General features: G+C 41.8%; 15 protein-coding genes. 14 read left to right on the top strand and 1 reads right to left on the bottom strand.

All coding sequences use genetic code 11. From position 1 onward, the window contains the following. The first annotated feature begins 46 nt into the window (after positions 1–46). The 5 genes from essC to ABG082_RS14775 all read left to right on the top strand — a co-directional run bounded on the left by essC (position 47) and on the right by ABG082_RS14775 (position 9,415). A complete protein-coding gene (gene essC, locus ABG082_RS14795; protein WP_206115699.1) occupies positions 47–4,522 on the top strand; it encodes a type VII secretion protein EssC in 4,476 nt (1,491 codons plus the stop codon). Next, positions 4,519–7,416: a type VII secretion protein EsaA gene (esaA, locus tag ABG082_RS14790; protein WP_348936207.1), complete on the top strand. Its 2,898-nt coding sequence runs from the start codon at positions 4,519–4,521 to the stop codon at positions 7,414–7,416. Before essC ends, esaA begins: the two co-directional genes overlap by 4 nt. Continuing rightward, on the top strand, positions 7,397–7,894 hold the full coding sequence (essA, locus tag ABG082_RS14785; protein ID WP_017367967.1) for a type VII secretion protein EssA: 498 nt from the start codon (positions 7,397–7,399) through the stop codon (positions 7,892–7,894). The genes esaA and essA overlap by 20 nt, the downstream gene beginning before the upstream one ends. Positions 7,895–7,993: 99 nt before the next feature. After that, complete coding sequence (locus ABG082_RS14780; RefSeq protein ID WP_348936827.1) at positions 7,994–8,737, top strand: (S)-benzoin forming benzil reductase; 744 nt, start codon at positions 7,994–7,996, stop codon at positions 8,735–8,737. Positions 8,738–8,881: 144 nt separating this feature from the next. Continuing rightward, the gene (locus ABG082_RS14775; RefSeq protein WP_017358935.1) at positions 8,882–9,415 is read left to right on the top strand and encodes an HD domain-containing protein; all 534 of its coding nucleotides are present in this window, start codon (positions 8,882–8,884) and stop codon (positions 9,413–9,415) included. Here ABG082_RS14775 and ABG082_RS14770 read toward each other — a convergent pair. After that, the gene (locus ABG082_RS14770; RefSeq protein ID WP_348936206.1) at positions 9,412–10,896 is read right to left on the bottom strand and encodes an alpha/beta hydrolase; all 1,485 of its coding nucleotides are present in this window, start codon (positions 10,894–10,896) and stop codon (positions 9,412–9,414) included. The genes ABG082_RS14775 and ABG082_RS14770 overlap by 4 nt on opposite strands. A gap of 180 nt (positions 10,897–11,076) precedes the next feature. On the opposite strand from ABG082_RS14770, the gene ABG082_RS14765 reads away from it, so the two are divergent. The 9 genes from ABG082_RS14765 (at position 11,077) to ABG082_RS14725 (ending at position 17,457) form a co-directional block, all read left to right on the top strand. Further along, a complete protein-coding gene (locus ABG082_RS14765; protein ID WP_003213721.1) occupies positions 11,077–11,313 on the top strand; it encodes a YuzF family protein in 237 nt (78 codons plus the stop codon). A 184-nt stretch (positions 11,314–11,497) separates the two neighbouring features. Next, positions 11,498–12,601, top strand: coding sequence for an AI-2E family transporter (locus ABG082_RS14760; protein WP_008345881.1), 1,104 nt, complete (start codon positions 11,498–11,500; stop codon positions 12,599–12,601). A gap of 68 nt (positions 12,602–12,669) precedes the next feature. Further along, positions 12,670–12,891, top strand: a complete 222-nt coding sequence (locus tag ABG082_RS14755) for a spore germination protein (RefSeq protein WP_008345880.1) — start codon at positions 12,670–12,672, stop codon at positions 12,889–12,891. A 102-nt stretch (positions 12,892–12,993) separates the two neighbouring features. Further along, positions 12,994–13,215, top strand: coding sequence for a spore germination protein (locus tag ABG082_RS14750; RefSeq protein ID WP_008345878.1), 222 nt, complete (start codon positions 12,994–12,996; stop codon positions 13,213–13,215). A gap of 93 nt (positions 13,216–13,308) precedes the next feature. Continuing rightward, a complete protein-coding gene (locus ABG082_RS14745) occupies positions 13,309–13,557 on the top strand; it encodes a YueH family protein (RefSeq protein WP_008345876.1) in 249 nt (82 codons plus the stop codon). A gap of 27 nt (positions 13,558–13,584) precedes the next feature. Continuing rightward, the gene (locus ABG082_RS14740; RefSeq protein ID WP_046344389.1) at positions 13,585–13,992 is read left to right on the top strand and encodes a YueI family protein; all 408 of its coding nucleotides are present in this window, start codon (positions 13,585–13,587) and stop codon (positions 13,990–13,992) included. Positions 13,993–14,052: 60 nt separating this feature from the next. Further along, positions 14,053–14,604, top strand: a complete 552-nt coding sequence (locus ABG082_RS14735) for an isochorismatase family cysteine hydrolase (protein ID WP_272511068.1) — start codon at positions 14,053–14,055, stop codon at positions 14,602–14,604. 17 nt (positions 14,605–14,621) lie between these two features. After that, positions 14,622–16,091 (top strand): nicotinate phosphoribosyltransferase, encoded by a 1,470-nt coding sequence (locus ABG082_RS14730; protein WP_007500472.1) that lies wholly within the window; start codon positions 14,622–14,624, stop codon positions 16,089–16,091. A 139-nt stretch (positions 16,092–16,230) separates the two neighbouring features. Next, entirely contained in the window at positions 16,231–17,457 is a 1,227-nt protein-coding gene (locus ABG082_RS14725; protein ID WP_035701209.1) for an HDOD domain-containing protein, read from the top strand.

Below are 17,457 nucleotides of genomic sequence, written 5' to 3'. Positions count from 1 at the left end.
TCGATACAACTGACAGTTGGTGCTGTCCGATGAGGAGGTGGAGCGTTTGAGTCTTCTATGGGTTTTTTATGAGGAAGATTATCAAACCGTCCGTTTAGATGAGCAGTTCAACCGGGAAGCTGTGATTGGACCTGAAATAGAGCATACAGTAACGATTCCTTCCCTTTCGTTTGATGAAGGATTGATTCGTTTATCTCCAGATGAAACGAATGACGGCTTTTCTCTTTATCAGGGCGAAAAAAAGAAAGGTCACTTACTTCCACATGAACCATATCAGGTTGGTTCACTCACACTCATGTTGATGGATTCACATCATGATCAAACCATTTATTACCTAGGAAATAGAGTCGAAGTGACTATTTCAAGTGAAGAAATAGATGAAGCGGATGTGTGGAAAGAAGAAGCCCATTCAATGTTTCAAGATGCCAAATCCTTCACGTTGGAAAAAATAGAAGGCACTTGGTATGTGATTCCCCAAGATGAAACGATCTATGTGAACGGGAAACAGCTGCACGGTCCACAGCAGCTTCTTGCTGGAGATGAGCTGTTTTGGAACTTTTTGACGCTGTCATTGAAAGATGATGATTTATTGCAAGTAACAGCATTTGAACCATTTCAAACACGTTTAGAAAAAACAAGGCCGCCGAGTACCGAAACGAAACAAAAATATCCTTTATACAGACGAACACCGCGTTTGATTTACGATCTGCCAGATGACCGGGTGTCTTTCAGCTTTCCTTCACAGGAGAGTGAAAATAACGGCAGAGGACTTTGGCTTGTAGTTCTCCCGCCGCTTGTCATGCTGATTGTCATGGGGATCGTGGCCCTTGTACAGCCGCGAGGCATCTTTATTGTCGTGTCGATGGCGATGTTTATTATGACGTTAATTACATCGTCCGTTCAATATTTTAAAGAGAAATCCCAGCGCAAAAGACGAGAAGAGAAGCGGCAACGCGTTTACTCTCTTTACTTAGAAAATAAGCGGAAAGAGCTGCAAGAGCTGTATGACCGTCAACAATTTATTTTAACGTATCATTATCCATCATTTGAACAAATGAAATATTTGACATCAGAAATCAGCGGGCGTATTTGGGAAAAGACACTTGTCAGTGATGATTTTTTACAGCTGCGTCTAGGGACAGGTGCAGTTCCTTCAAGTTATGAATTATCGACGAGCGGCGGCGATATGGCCAATCGTGACATCGATGACTTAATGGAACAAACCCAGCATATGCAAAACGTCTATCGCGAGGTAAAAGATGTACCGATTACGTTCGGTCTTGCGGACGGTCCAACCGGATTAATAGGAAAACCAGCAATTGTCAAAAATGAGCTTCACCAGCTTGTCGGCCAGCTTGCTTTCTCGCACAGCTATCATGATTTGAGATTTGTTTTTATCTTTAATGAACAGGAGTATGAGAACTGGGAATGGATGAAATGGCTGCCGCACTTCCAACTTCCTCATACATACGGGAAAGGGTTTATATATAACGAACAAACACGTGATCAGCTCTTGTCTTCTATTTATGAAATTTTACGAGAGCGTGATCTGGAAGAGGAAAAAGAGAAGAAAATCTTTACGCCTCACTTTGTGTTTATCGTGACAAACCATGAACTCATTGCGGAACATGTGATTTTAGAATACCTAGAAGGCAGCCGGACGGATTTAGGCATCTCAATTATCTTTGCAGCAGAAACAAAGGAAAGCTTGGCTGAAAATATTTCAACGCTTGTTCGTTACATTAACGAAGAAGAAGGAGATATTCTCATTCAGCATAAGAAGGCCGTACGAATTCCATTTCAGCTGGATGCACATGAGCGAGCGGACAATGAGCTGTTTGCCAGAACCTTAAGAACATTAGATCATCAAGTCGGGATGACCAACTCGATTCCAGAAACGGTCTCCTTCCTTGACCTGTTTCATGCCAAACAGGTAGATGACATTGGCATTCGTGAAAAATGGCTGACATCTGAAACAGCAAAGTCATTATCTGTGCCTATCGGTTATAAAGGAAAAAACGATATTGTCGATCTGAATCTGCATGAAAAAGCACATGGACCGCATGGTCTGTTAGCAGGAACAACGGGATCAGGAAAAAGTGAGTTTTTACAGACGTATATTTTATCCTTGGCTGTTCACTTTCACCCGCATGAAGTGGCGTTCCTGCTTATTGATTACAAAGGAGGCGGAATGGCGCAGCCGTTCCGAAATATTCCGCACTTACTTGGTACGATCACAAACATTGAAGGTAGCAAAAACTTTAGTGAAAGAGCGCTTGCCTCTATTAAAAGTGAACTGAAGAAAAGACAGCGCTTGTTTGATCAGTATCATGTGAATCATATCAATGACTATACGAAACTCTATAAAGAGAAAAAGGCGGAACAGGCGATGCCTCATTTGTTCTTAATCTCTGATGAGTTTGCTGAATTAAAAAGTGAAGAGCCAGATTTTATTAGAGAGCTTGTCAGTGCCGCGCGGATTGGACGAAGTCTCGGTGTCCATCTCATTTTAGCGACACAAAAGCCCGGCGGGGTCATTGATGATCAAATTTGGAGTAACTCCCGCTTTAAAGTCGCATTAAAGGTACAAGATGCATCAGACAGTAAGGAAATTTTGAAAAATAGTGATGCAGCGTCAATTACCGTGACAGGTCGTGGATATTTACAAGTGGGGAACAATGAAATCTATGAATTATTCCAGTCGGCGTGGAGCGGTGCACCGTATATGGAAGATGGCTACGGATCAGAAGATGACATTGCCATTGTAACGGACACTGGACTGATCCCATTATCAGGGGTAAGTACAGAGCCAGCAGTGAAAAAAGAGACAGTGACGGAAATTTCCGCTGTTGTGGATGAAATTGAACGTATGCAGCAGGAGCTTGGAATTGAAAAGCTTCCGAGTCCATGGCTTCCACCGCTTGAAGAACGGATTCCAAAAACACGTTATGCATCAAGTGAAGAGCACGTCTTCCATTTCGCTCTTGTCGATGAGCCAGATCAGCAAAGCCAGCATCCACTTTCTTATCAAATGATGGAGGATGGCAATATTGGAATCTTCGGTTCATCCGGCTACGGCAAATCACTTGCTGCAACAACACTGCTTATGAGCTTCGCAGAAAGATATTCACCTGAAGAATGGCATGCATATATTTATGACTTCGGTAACGGCACCTTGCTACCGCTTGCCAAACTTCCGCATACGGCTGATTATTTCTTAATGGATCAAATGAGGAAGATTCAAAAGTCGATGAAGCGCCTTCGTGAAGAGGTTGAATATCGCAAGCGTTTATTTAGACAGCAGGAAATGAGTCATATCAAAATGTACAATGCGTTGAATGAGAAAAAGCTTCCATTCATATTTATCGTGATTGACAACTTTGACATTGTGAAAGACGAAATGCATGAACTCGAATCTGAATTTATTCAGTTAAGCCGTGATGGACAATCATTGGGCATTTATTTCTTAATCACAGCGACTCGTGTCAACGCAGTCCGTCAATCTCTTATGAACAACTTGAAAACAAAGATTGTCCATTACTTAATGGATCAAGGAGAGGCATACTCCATTATTGGCAGACCGAAATTCAGCTTAGAGCCAGTTCCAGGCAGAGTCATTATCAACAAAGAAGAGCTTTATTTTGCCCAAATGTTCCTGCCAGTCGAAGGAGAGAATGATCTCGAATTGTTTGAGCATTTAAAACAAGAGATCCAGCTTCTAGATGCTCGCTTTGAATCAGCTGAAAAACCAAAACCTGTACCAATGCTTCCTGATAAGCTGACCATTTGGGAGCTAGAGAGTCGCTTAGAAGAACAAAAACAGCCGTATGACATTCCAGTCGGACTAGATGAGGAATCTGTTGCACCTGTTTACTTTGACTTGAAGAAGAATAAACACTGCCTCATCATCGGTCAAACGCAGCGAGGGAAAACAAATGTGACCAAACTGATGCTTGATCAGCTATTAGTAGCAAAACCTGAGAAGCTGGCCGTCTTTGATTCCATTGATCGGGGGCTCTCTCATTATGCAAAAGAAGAGAACATTGATTACCTTGAAACAAAGGATGATATCACAGAATGGGCAGAGGAAATAGATCGTTTATTCAAGGTGCGTGAAGAGATGTACGTCGAAGCTGTGCGCCGGGGAGAGACTGATCAGTTGTCGTTCTCTCAAATTGTGCTTGTGATTGATGGCATTACGCGTTTTCAGCAGACAATCGACCCGCGTCTTCAAGATCAATTGGCTGATTTCATGAAGTCATATGCACACTTAGGCTTCAGCTTGATCGCATCAGGGAATCATACCGAATTCAGTAAAGGCTATGATGCACTCACAAACGAAATCAAACAGGTTCGTCATGCCATGTTACTGATGAAAAAATCAGAGCAAAACATCATACCGCTTCCGTATGCAAGACAAGAACCAGAGATTCAGCCAGGATTCGGATATTTGGTTGAAAACGGGAAAGAGAAGAAAATCCAGGTTCCTTTATGTGCGGTAGAAAGGAAGAGTGTTCAATGACAGAGCAGCAAAAAAGCTCCATCAAAATCGTGTCGACCATGATACTGATTCTCGTCTTGCCGGTTCTATTTTTCCATCTCATTGGGGATGATCCGGCAAAACAGAAAAAGAATGCCACACGTAACATTGCCGTGGTCAATGAGGATATGGGGGCGAGCGAAAGTGAAAATACCGCTCGTTTCGGACAGGATGTGGTGGCGGCATTATCAGAGCGTCCAGATTACACATGGACAGTCGTCAATCGAAGTGCGGCAGAAAATGGACTGAAAAATAGAAAGTACGATGCAGTTCTCTATATTCCATCTGACTTCTCTAAAAATGTGCTGAGCTATGATAAGGATCATCCTGAGAAGGCATCTATCCAATTCTCGATCCAAGATCAGCTCAATGCAGTGAATAAAGAAAAAGTACAAAGAGAGCTAGAAAACGCTCAAAAGAAAATGAATGAACAAATGTCGACCTTATACTGGAGTTTTGTATCACAGGAAATCGGCAATGTCAGAGAAGAGTTTGAGCATATTGTTGGCAAAGAGGTCGAATTCCAAAACACGATGTACAACTTCTATAAGCCAAATTCAAACAAACTATCTGATGCCGTCCAGCAGCAGAAGAAACAAATAGAAGAACTAAAAAATGCGATGGCCGATTCACAAAAGCAGTATAAAGACGGTTTAAGTACAACAGAAGAAGCGAAAAGCCAGTTGAAGGATTTCGTCAAAGTAGTCGATCAATATCAGCAGTATCAAGATAAACAAAAGGATCTCTTGATCAAAGCGCAATCGACAAGCAAAAAACAAATCCAGCAAGGACTCAAACAGCTTGCGGAGATTCAAAACCAAAATGCCCGCAGCTTTAGCGATCAAATGGGCGGACTCAAAACCGACATCAATGGGGTCCAAAGTCAGCTTAAAACAACGGACAGCGCAATTCAATCTGTTCAAAAGGCAAGAGAAGACGCAATCCCTAAGCAATCGTCGGGATTAACGGACCTTGTGAAGGCGTCTCAAGAAGAACTGTTGAAGAATTATGAAGGTCAATACTTAGAGGCCTATAAAAGTAAGATCATCGCCTTGCAGAATAAGCTAGAAGCAAAAAGGCAAGAGCTAATGAACGCGCCCGAGCAGCCAGTTGATCCTGATGATGACGGGCAATCAGATCAAGATAACGAGAACCCAGAAGAGATTGGCATTAACTTAGATGATGAAACAAATGAACTCTCGCAAATTTCATCGGAAATGAACGATCTAGCTGATCAATTAGAAGATCAGACTGCACCTCCTACTAATGAAGATGATAAAGAGAGTGAAAATGGTCAGGATGCTGTTCAGCCAGATAACAGCGGCACGAATCAATCAAAAGACGACCTAAAAGCACTGTCTAATCGTTTAGAAGAAGTGAAAAAGAAGATTCAAGAAAAAGCGGCCGCTCATAACGACCAATTGAAAGACAAAGTAAGTCAAATGAGTAAGGAGCTTGAAAGCCTCACGAAAAAAGTAGAGAAGCTTGAAAAGATGATTCTAAGGTTACAAGATCGATATAACGTCATTCCGAATGAAATCAAAAATCAGGAATCCTCTATTTTAAACAAAGTGCAAGAGCTGAAACGAGTAAACTCGCCGATTGGCAACACTGTGAATACGAAAATATTTGATCAAGAGTTTAAAACAAATTCAACAAGCACCAAAAAGTTAATGGAATACTCCAATCAACTTTCTCAGCTAGAGATGATGCTTGGGAATCTATATCAACCAACAAACAACTCATCTCTACTAGACACAAAAGGAGATGAAATCCAGTCCATCCTTTCCATCAAAAAAGAAGAAACGGAAAACTGGGATACACTCAAAAATCAAATGCTGACGTCAAATGATGATGTGTCTACCTTTATTGATGAGATGCAAAAATTCTCAGATGGCTACGCAGAATACATTTCGACTCAGCAGGCAAGCATGGAACAGGAGTTAAATGCCATTTCTGAAAGTGCGGACACAGTAGCTGAACAAATGGCTGATCAAGGAGATGCGGTGTATACGGCAGACCTTGCGGGCAGTTCGATTGTTGTGAGTGCACAGGATTCAATTGGTCAGGAAGTGCTTCGTCTTTCTGAAAATATGAGTTCGTTAACTGACCGTCAAAAAGGGGTGGCAGATTATACGAATAATATCGAAGAAAGTGTCACAACCGTTCAAGAAAAAGCGGATACGCTGAACGAAAACTGGAGTAAGAATGTCAATTCTACGAAGCTTGTTCAACAAGATTTAAAGGGTATTTTAGGCAACACTTTAGACGATCAAGGCAACAGCAACTATGTGTATAACCATTTAGCCAATCCGCTGAAAATTAGTGGCGATGTGCCAGAAGAAAAAATGCAGACTGTACCGCCAGTAGTCATTTTGGTTATTGTCATGATCAGCAGTTTGTTGATTGGCTTTTTTAGCTCGTACTATGCGTCAGCGCCAATGCTGGTCAAAGGTGCACTGTTTGGTATTTTAAATCTGCTAGTCGGGCTCATGATCAGCCTGTTTGGACTCAACATTTACAAACTAGCTGATGACCAAGCCATTCAATGGTCCATCTTTACGATTTTGCTGCTAGTGGCATGCTCTGCCTTTATTCGCACAGCTTTCCTTTTCGGTTCAATTGCCGGATGGATGGCAGCAACGGCGCTTATATTCTTCTTTGTTGCACCGTTAATTGATTTGGTCATGCCAAACTTCCATTTTACAAATCCAGTGACAGACGTGTATCTGTCTATCCAATATGGAAATGGAGACAACTTCGGTATGGGCATCACAGGGCTACTGATTTTAACGATATTGTTCATGGTCATTCCACTAGTGAAGAAGCTATGGAAAGACAAAACAGAGGAACGTGATGTCACTCATGAGGCTTAATCTATTCGTCAAAGGGATGGCACTTGGTGTCATATCCCTTTTTCTCCTCAGTCCTGCTGCTTTTGCTGCTACAGGTGAAGATACGGATACGAATGTCAAGCCGAATGAATATCAAGAAAAGAACCTCAATATTAATTCGAGTATATTGAGGGATCAAACGAAATACGAACAAAGCAAAACAACATCTAAAGTCAAAACGGACATTCACTTTGCTGACCCGCCTAAGACCTCTGGTGGTCAACTTTCGCCACAAATTTTTAGTGATCTGAAAGAAAATCCGCCTAAAACGCCAGCTCGTATGATGAAAGAGATGAATATCTCTTTCAGCGATTCGGCTGTATCAACGCCTTCTGGCGATGATCATGAAAAGCAAAGATCGGCGCTTCTGCCAATCATTTTTGGCATCTTGATCGCCTGTGGCATCATTGTCATGATCATTCTGATTCCAAAAGTGAATGTGAAGACGGAAAAGAAATAGCCTGCCTCTTTAAAAAGGGACAGGCTTTTCTTTATGCAGATTGCTTGATGTGATACCGATTCACTATTTAAAATAGTATTATTAAGGGAGGAGATTGTCATTCGAATTTCAATCGTCACAGGCGGATCAAAAGGATTTGGTTTAGCACTTGTCAAACAGCTACTTTCACGCGGGGATAACGTGTACACCGCTGCAAGAAGTGAGTCGCCAATATCCCATCCACACCTCACGCATTCACAGGTCGATCTCACAGATGAGGAATCGGCTGCAAAATGGCTTCAGGGCATCTTGTCCTCGCAAACTCTCGCAGACGTTGATGACGTCTTGCTTGTCAATAATGCAGGAATGGTGACTCCTATCAAACGTGCAGGGCAAGGCGGAGAAGATACGCTTCATCAGCATTATACGCTGAACCTTGTCATCCCTGTTTTGCTCAGTCATGTGTTTGTGAGGGAGACACAATCTCTTGAAGGGAAGAAAACCATCGTGCATCTTTCTTCTGGGGCAGCTAAAAACCCGTACAAAGGATGGAGTGCCTATTGCAGTTCAAAAGCAGGGCTTGATATGTTTATGAGGACTTTACATGAGGAACAGCAGGACGAAGCATATCCTGTCACCACGTTTTCCTTTTCACCCGGTACGATTGATACGGATATGCAGGGAGAGATTCGGAAATCCTCCAAACAGGACTTTGAACAAATTGAGCGGTTTCAGCAATTACATGAAACAGGCACGCTAAAGAGCCCAGATGAAGTGGCCGGTATTTTACTCGACCTTCTAGCAGATGACCCAGCTGGCGGTTGTGTATATGATGCACGTGAGTATGAAAAAAAGCAGTCATAACGGCTGCTTTTTTCGTATTGTACAAGCAAAGACAGCTTATCGAGCATAAGCTGATTTTGAGACTCATCGGAAATATGACAGAACATTTGAGTTTCTTTTCAGAATATGTTAGGATGCTAAAAATATAGATAAGGAGGGGTTTCCATGAGAAAGGTTACATTAATGGATGTTTACACCCATCCAGTCGCTCAAAAATATTTAAATCGTTCAGGAAAAGCCCACGCTATTGCTTGTGCTTATCACGCATTCAAACTGGCGATGCAGGCGGGGATTAACCCGGATCTTGCTGTGAAAGCAGCACTCTTGCATGACATCGGCCACTATGAATGGTATACAGCAGGCGGAGAATGGGATTACGAGACATATAGACGAAATGATATTCATGCCATTAAAGGGGCAGAGCGGGCACATAAACTGCTCATACGGCTCGGCGAGGAACCAAAAGCAGCCAAAGAGATTGCCCTTGCGATTTTGCTTCACACAGATTCATATTTGCCAGAGGGCGACCTGCATAAGGACACACTCCAGCAAATTGTGAAGAAAGCAGATGAAATGGACGAAGAGCCTGGTGGACACCATCATTACAGACAAATAGATGAATCACTTGCGCTCCAAAAAATTGCTGATTTGGATGAGAAGGTGCAGCAGGCGCTTCAGCCCATGAAACGCTCTGTTTAATATGGAATATCTCCATGAATTGTTCCGTGCTGATCCACATACAATGTGCGGATCACAGTACGGTTAAATGCCGACGTCCCTGACGCAGTGAGACCTGTGTAATGAACCGTGACGGAATAAGCACCTTCTTTTTTCAATTGAACGGCTGATGAAGAGCTCGTTTTCAGTGGATGATCCTTCTCGGCATCTTTAAAATAAGTGGTCTCTACAGTTTTGCTTAATCGTTTAATCAGCTTGCTCGAATGTGTCGATGCATCTCCTGATTTCGCTGCAGCGATTTTGATTTCTTCATTCAATGGTGAATCAAAGGATACAAGTAGCAAATAAGGATCCTTTTTTCCTGAATTTGATCGAATCGTCCATTTTCCTGGAACGGGTTTATTGATTTGTACATGGTGTGAATAGGCGCCTTCATATGGGAATGATGATTCGGATGTCGTCAAATTGGTTAAAACATCTCCATTTGGCGCAACGATTTCCGGATTGGCTTCCTCTCTTTCATTTAACCATTGAATCGATAGGCCATTCGTTCCTTCCTCTACATAGAACGCTTCTGTTTTATCCTTTTCACTTTCTCCACCTTTCACATAAACGTTTGTATTTAGCTCCGAAGCGACTGGTTCTTGCTCTTGTTCGTCTTCGCTTTCAGCGCTTGCGGTACTTGCACGCAGCTGTGCCTGAAATACGGGGAACATGCTTGTGCCGTTTTTGATCGAAAAGTGATCCCACTTTCCTGTTAAAATATTGTTTGCATATGCTAGCTTTGTGCTGCTGACCGTCACAGCGCCATCGTTTGCACCAAAGCTTTTTAAATACATGCCGCCTAAATAGAGCACTCCGCCAAAGGTTCCCCAATCTGAACCAGAATAGGTCACATATTTATGAGGAAACGTCTCCAGCCGGTCGGTTTCACTTCGAAAAGCTGCCATCATCCCGGTTTGCAGAGAATAGAGCGCGTCGCTCTTTTGTCCAAGGATTTGCGCAAGCCAGCTCCCGCCTTTGCTATAGGCTAAATCCGCAAGCGGCGTCCCATAATGTGGAGAGCCAAGTGTGATGACTTTCTCTACATATGGATGAGCGTTGTAATACACGAGTGCAGCCTGCGTATCCACTCCGCCTTTACTATGACCGATTACTATCAGTTTTCTGCCGAAAAATTCATAGATTTCTTTTAACTTTTCTGCTAATAGTTTCCCATTCTTTTTCATGTCCTGATCTGGATACAAATCTATGAACGCGCTTTCGTATCCGTTCAGAACAGCTTGTTTTGCCATATCGTTTCGATCAGACCATGTGGAGGAAGAACTGTTTATGCCATGAACAAAAACAAGTGGGGGTTTTGACAGGTCTTTTTGTACCGGTTCTTCGCCTTTAAACCACTTCCCTGGTGTACCAGGTGCATCTCCAATTGTGCCTGCGTGCGCATAACTTGCAGAGGATAGTAAGAGCATGACAGCAACGATACAGATTAATTTTTTCAAGATCATTCACCTCTTCAAATAATTTAAGATGTTGGCAGCACCAATCTATTATACTTCTAAAAATTGTAAAAAAATATGAAATGTAAAAATACGGTAATAATGTTGTAGGTTTGCTGAGTGACACTCACATGGGTCATTGCATACGCTGTGGGTAAATACACAAGTAAAGGGGCAGGTAGCATGGCACAACAAGGAAGTCCACAGCTTGTTTCATTAGTTGATCCATATGTTTATCAAACATTGCAGAAAGTAGTCGGTATGAGATTGATTGTTCAAACAGTGAAAGATACAGTACGTGGAAAATTGAAGGAAGTGATGCCGGATCATATTGTGATTGAGGCGGGGGCAAAATCAGTGTTTTATGTGCGGATCCAGCAAATCGTGTCGGTGATGCCTGATCACAGTGAAAGAGTGTAACAAGCAGACGCACAGATGTCTGCTTTTTTCAATGCTTACAGAATGTATATCTGGAAAAAGTGCATGATATACCAATTGTTCTTTTTTTTTCAAAAAATATGGTTCTAAAACAAGAAGCAGTTGACAGAAGGTGGGTTGAATAGTAGTTTTTTAATAAGGTCAATACGTAACAGGAGGAGCATCTTTGTTAAAATCTAAAGTTCATTTTTGGACATTCCAAATATTACTGGTTTTACTGATTGTGTACGTATCAACAAAAGTTTCGTTTTTATTTCAGCCGATCATTTTATTTGCTTCAACGTTGTTTGTTCCTATTTTACTGGCAGGTATTCTCTTTTTCATCTTTAATCCGATTGTTCGATTTTTGTCGAAGAAGATACCTAGGACGCTCGCCATTCTGATTATTTATCTTCTATTCATCGGGCTTATCACGTTTGTTGTCAATGCTGCTGGACCTGTCATTGTCACGCAGGTGGGTGGACTTGTCAAAAGCTTCCCGGGGTATGTCACGGACATGCAGAAATTTATCAACGACTTCTCGCATTCTAAAACATTTACATGGATGATGAACCAAGATTATGTGTCTGTTTCGAAGTTTGAACAGTCGATCGTTTCGACATTAAAAGATTTACCGGAAAATATTGCTTCAAGTATGTCGGCGGTGTTTGGCGTGATTGCGAATATTGCCCTCGCTGTCATTACCGTTCCATTCATTTTATTTTACATGCTAAAAGACGGGCATAAGTTTCCGGACAAGCTCGTTCAATTTTTGCCAATGCCTTACCGTAAGGAAGGATTGAAGATTTTTAAAGAATTAAACGATACGCTTGCTGCTTACATACAAGGGCAAATCGTTGTTTGTTTATTTGTCGGAGTTGCTTGTTTTATCGGATACTTATTAATTGGTGTGAAATATGCGCTCATTCTCGGCATCATTATTGCGGTGACAAACGTCATTCCATATCTTGGGCCATATCTTGGTGCGGCACCAGCTGTGCTCATTGCTTTTCTTGATTCGCCTGGAAAAGCGGTTGTGACTGTTATTGTCATTCTTGTTGTTCAGCAGATCGATGGAAACGTCATTTCTCCATTGATCATTGGAAAACGTCTCAACACACATCCGTTAACAATTATCTTGCTATTAATTGGGGCAGGAAGTTTTGGCGGAATCCTTGGCATGATTTTTGCCGTCCCTGTCTATGCGCTGCTGAAAGCCATCACACTCAATATTGTCAGATTGGTTCAGCTGCGTCAGCGCTCTCGAAAAGAACAGCATTTAAACGTTTAGGGCAGATGCACAACTTTTCCCTTTTTGCATAACATAACTCACATAAGCGAATAGGGAGGAGAAGGAAGATGCCTGCGATTGTTGGACCCATCCATATTGAGTCTTTAGGCGGAAACGGCTCGGCTACTTTTGGTGATGTTCTCGCCATTGCCCCTTTGGCTGTAGATCACTCGACCGGCGGAGCGGGAGCTTTTAATTCAGGTGATTATATGTCCCTGACAAGCGATCCGAATGCCACCATGCTTTGGGACTTTACACTGTTTGGCCAGCCTCAATCATTTAATGCATAGAAAGACAGCTGATCATAGGACATATCAGCTGTCTTTTTTATGTTGGATAGACACGTATTGTTCCGCTAGGCATATGATGAGGGTAGTAAAGGTGGTGGAAAGATGCCAGCAATTGTTGGACCCATTCATATTGACCGTGTCATAGGAAACGGTTCTGCACATTTCGGCGATGTGTTTGCCATTTCGCCAAAAAGTGTGGACCATTCCGCTGGTGGTTCAGGCACCTATAATGCAGGAGACTTTGTTCAATTCTTCAACAATCCGAACGTCACATTTGTTTGGGATTCAAACCTGATCAGCCAGCAAAAGAGCTTTAATGCATAGCCAGCTTTGAAAGGGTCTCCTTTTCAGAAGCTGTCTTTTTTTATGGTACAATGGATAGAAGAAGGAAGAAGAAAAGGGGGGAAAACACATCAAATGAAAATAAGAAAAGCGCATCTGACAAGCGGGCAACCAACAACCTACAATGTATATTTACATGAAAATAAAAAAGAATATAAAACGCTTGTCGCTGTACCTGACATGGAATGGAGTATTTCTATCGCGTATGAAGACGAAAAAACGCAGCTTGAGCAAGCACTAGAACAATCTTTAAACAAAAGAGTAGAAATAGACGAAGCCCGTGAACTCGCACAAAAAATTGTGCACTGGGTCACAGAAATGTAAATTCAGAAACCAGGAGTGAACACAGCAATGAAAGAAGAATCCGTAGACTTTTATTTGCAGCAAGGGATATTTGGACATGCTGAAACAAAACCCGATGAACGAAGAATGTTTCTCGGCTCATTAAGAGAACGTGCTCTTCTCGCTCTGACAAAAGGGCAAGTATCGAGACATAAACCGTATCAAGAGGTAGAGCAAGTATTGAAGGCAAACCGAGAGGCCACTGTTCTTTTAAATGGTGAATTGTCATATGCTTCTTATTCTCCATATGTCAAAATGGCAAATGCCGCTGGTTGTTCTTTTAAAGTGGTCAACCATCATGAGTCACATTCACCTTTTGGGCTTGTGATAGAGGTGCCGCATGCGATCAATCAAGAGCACATCTATATAGAAGATGAGCTTTTTCAAAAAGCTTTTTCTCGTGAATCTGTTGAATAGGTTTCCCTAGTGAAATGAATAAGCTATAATGATTCAAAAGAGCATATGGGAGAGATGCGGATGGGCAAAGCATTGATTTGTATTGATTATACAGTTGATTTTGTTGCAGACGATGGAAAACTGACGTGCGGAAAGCCTGGACAGGCGATTGAGTCGAAGATCACAGAGATCACTTCTTTATTTATTGATGAAGGACACTTTGTTGTTTTTGCCGTCGATCATCATGAAGAGCAAGATCCATATCATCCAGAGACAAAGTTATTTCCGCCCCATAATATTCGCGGGACAGAAGGAATTGAACTTTACGGAAAACTAAGTTCACTATTTCACACGTCAACACATTTAAAACATGTCTATTATATGGAAAAAACAAGATACTCTGCTTTTGCAGGCACTCAATTAGAAATGAAACTGCGCGAGCGTGGCATCACTGAACTTCACCTAGCCGGAGTGTGTACCGATATTTGTGTACTTCATACAGCTGTTGATGCGTACAATAAAGGCTTTGAACTTGTGATTCATGAGAATGCCGTGGCGAGTTTTAATGAAGCGGGGCACGAGTGGGCACTTTCTCACTTTGAGCATACGCTTGGTGCGAAAGTGGTTAAGTAAGGGAAGGAGAATGGAAGTTGGAGCATCGGTTTATTGACGACAGTTTATCACTACATACAGATCTTTATCAAATTAACATGGCAGAAACGTATTGGAGAGACGGCATTCATGAGAAGAAGGCAGTCTTCGAACTCTTCTTTAGAAAGCTTCCATTTGACAACGGCTTCGCTGTATTTGCTGGTTTAGAGAAAGCGATTGAATATTTATCGGACTTCTCCTTCACCGAGAGCGACCTTGCATATTTAAAAGATGAACTCGGTTATAAAAGCGATTTCATTGAATACTTAAGCGGATTGTCTTTTACAGGGACACTTCATTCAATGAGAGAAGGAGAAATTGTCTTTGCGAATGAACCTATTATGCGCATCGAGGCAACACTTGTTGAAGCGCAGCTAATTGAAACGGCACTGCTCAACATCGTGAACTTCCAGACGCTAATTGCTACAAAGGCGGCTCGTATTAAAGGAATCATTGAAGATGAGACAGCATTAGAATTCGGAACAAGACGTGCCCATGAAATGGATGCAGCCATGTGGGGAGCAAGAGCAGCACTGATCGGCGGATTTCAGGCAACAAGTAATGTCCGTGCAGGGAAACGCTTCAATATTCCCGTATCAGGCACACATGCCCATGCACTTGTACAAGCATATCGCGACGAATATACTGCATTTAGAAAATATGCCGAAACACATACAGACTGTGTCTTTTTAGTGGATACATATGATACGGTCAGATCAGGCATTCCAAATGCGATTAAGGTAGCGAAAGAATTCGGAGACAAAATCAACTTTATTGGAGTCAGACTTGATAGCGGAGACCTTGCCTACTTGTCTAAAAAGGCGAGAACGATGCTGGATGAAGCTGGATTCCATGACGCAAAAGTCATTGCATCAAGCGATCTTGATGAACACACCATTATGAACTTAAAAGCACAAGGTGCAAAAATTGATGTATGGGGTGTTGGAACGAAACTGATTACTGCATTCGATCAGCCAGCTCTTGGTGCTGTATATAAGCTTGTATCGATTGAAGAAAACGGTCAGATGAATGACACGATCAAAATTTCTTCTAACCCAGAGAAAGTGACAACACCAGGCCGTAAACGAGTGTATCGCATTATCAATCAATTGAATCATCACTCTGAAGGAGACTACATTGCCCTTGAAGAAGAAGATGTTCAAAGTGAAGATAAGCTGAAAATGTTCCATCCAGTTCATACATTTATCAGCAAATTTGTGACAAATTTTGTGGCAAAGGACCTTCATGTCCCAATTTTTGAACAAGGGAAGCTGGTGTATGATAATCCAGATATCCAAACGATTCAAGCATATGTGCAGGACAGTCTCGGACTCTTCTGGGAGGAATACAAACGAATCAGCAAACCAGAAGAATACCCAGTCGATTTGAGTCAAAAATGCTGGGATAATAAGATGCAGTTTATCCATGATGTGAAAAATAAAATCAAAAAAGAGCTTTATGAAAGCTGATTACCCCGGGAAAGGAGATCATCAAGCCAGATGGTCTCTTTTTTTAATGTTGGACGATTCAAAATGAACCTTATGGGCAATCATTTGGTATACTGAAAGCACATCTTGTTTGTCATTGCATAAAGGAGGAATGGAGCAGTTGAGGGTGTTTGTTGCAAGGCAGCCTATTTTTAACAGAAAAGAACAAGTCGTATCATACGAGCTGCTTTATAGAGATAGTGAAACCAATACATATAGCGCTGAAGATGGTGATCAAGCGACAACCGACCTCATTATCAATAGTTTTTTAAACATTGGCATCGAAACACTGACAGAAGGAAAACGATGCTACATCAATTTCACCGAAAGCTTGCTTTCGTCTGATCTGCTCACTTATTTTGATCCACATCAGCTTGTGATCGAAATATTAGAAAATGTACCGATTACCCCGGCACTTATTATGAGGTGTAAGCAATTAAAAAAGTGGGGATACACGATTGCGCTCGATGATTTCTTTCTAAGCGGAACACATTTTCATGACAAGTTACTCGATGAACTCCTCTATTGCATTGATATTTTAAAAATTGATTTTCTGAAAACAACATGTGAAGAACGAAGAGACATTTTACATACATATAAAAAGTATCGACTTCGATTCCTTGCTGAAAAGGTAGAAACGCGAAAAGAATATGAAGAAGCGTTAGAAGCTGGCTTCCATTTGTTTCAAGGATATTTCTTTAGTGAGCCGCACGTCATTTCGGGACGAGCCTTATCGACTAGCTTCCACGCATACCATCAGCTATTGAATGAGCTGAGCAAGGAGCAGCCGAATATTCAGACCGTGACGCACTTTATAGAAAGTGATCTTTCCCTTTCATATCAATTATTAAAAATGCTGAATTCTGGCGGCATGAGACGTCTTTATCAAATCAAGAGTATTCGTCAGGCGATTATCCTGCTTGGGTTTAATGAAATACGGCGATGGATCTTTATCCTTTCATTTAAAGAACTAAATGTCCAAGCCAACTCAAGCCAAAAGGAAATCATCAAAATGTCGTTCATTCGTGCCAAAACGTGTGAACTCATTGCTAGTCGGACTGAACGAGAGCATCCCGCTTCTTATATGCTAACAGGTATGTTTTCACTCATTGATACGCTTGTCAGGGCGGACATTACTGAACTTGTGAAAGAACTGCCTCTTTCGGATGAAGTAGGTGAGGCACTGCTTGGCTATGAAAATGACTATTTCCTTGTGTTAGACGTTGCCAAACGTATTGAACGAAATGAATGGGATGATGAAATGTTAGGTGGAAGTCTCCCTAAGCAGGAAGCCTACGGCTGTTATATAGAAGCCATTGAATGGTGTCATAAAATGTTTGAATCTTAA

The sequence above is a fragment of the Bacillus sp. BS1807G30 genome, from assembly GCF_040047675.1.
GTDB lineage: Bacteria > Bacillota > Bacilli > Bacillales > Bacillaceae > Bacillus > Bacillus altitudinis.
The sequence above is the reverse complement of the archived record's forward strand: the minus strand, read 5'-3'. Positions and strand labels throughout refer to the sequence as shown.

Bases quoted from the DNA above. Each gene is read 5' to 3' on its own strand.
- esaA (WP_348936207.1), top strand. From the start codon at position 4,519: ATGACAGAGCAGCAAAAAAGCTCCATCAAAATCGTGTCGACCATGATA.
- essA (WP_017367967.1), top strand. From the start codon at position 7,397: ATGTCACTCATGAGGCTTAATCTATTCGTCAAAGGGATGGCACTTGGT.
- ABG082_RS14775 (WP_017358935.1), top strand. From the start codon at position 8,882: ATGAGAAAGGTTACATTAATGGATGTTTACACCCATCCAGTCGCTCAA.
- ABG082_RS14765 (WP_003213721.1), top strand. From the start codon at position 11,077: ATGGCACAACAAGGAAGTCCACAGCTTGTTTCATTAGTTGATCCATAT.
- ABG082_RS14755 (WP_008345880.1), top strand. From the start codon at position 12,670: ATGCCTGCGATTGTTGGACCCATCCATATTGAGTCTTTAGGCGGAAAC.
- ABG082_RS14750 (WP_008345878.1), top strand. From the start codon at position 12,994: ATGCCAGCAATTGTTGGACCCATTCATATTGACCGTGTCATAGGAAAC.
- ABG082_RS14745 (WP_008345876.1), top strand. From the start codon at position 13,309: ATGAAAATAAGAAAAGCGCATCTGACAAGCGGGCAACCAACAACCTAC.
- ABG082_RS14740 (WP_046344389.1), top strand. From the start codon at position 13,585: ATGAAAGAAGAATCCGTAGACTTTTATTTGCAGCAAGGGATATTTGGA.
- ABG082_RS14735 (WP_272511068.1), top strand. From the start codon at position 14,053: ATGGGCAAAGCATTGATTTGTATTGATTATACAGTTGATTTTGTTGCA.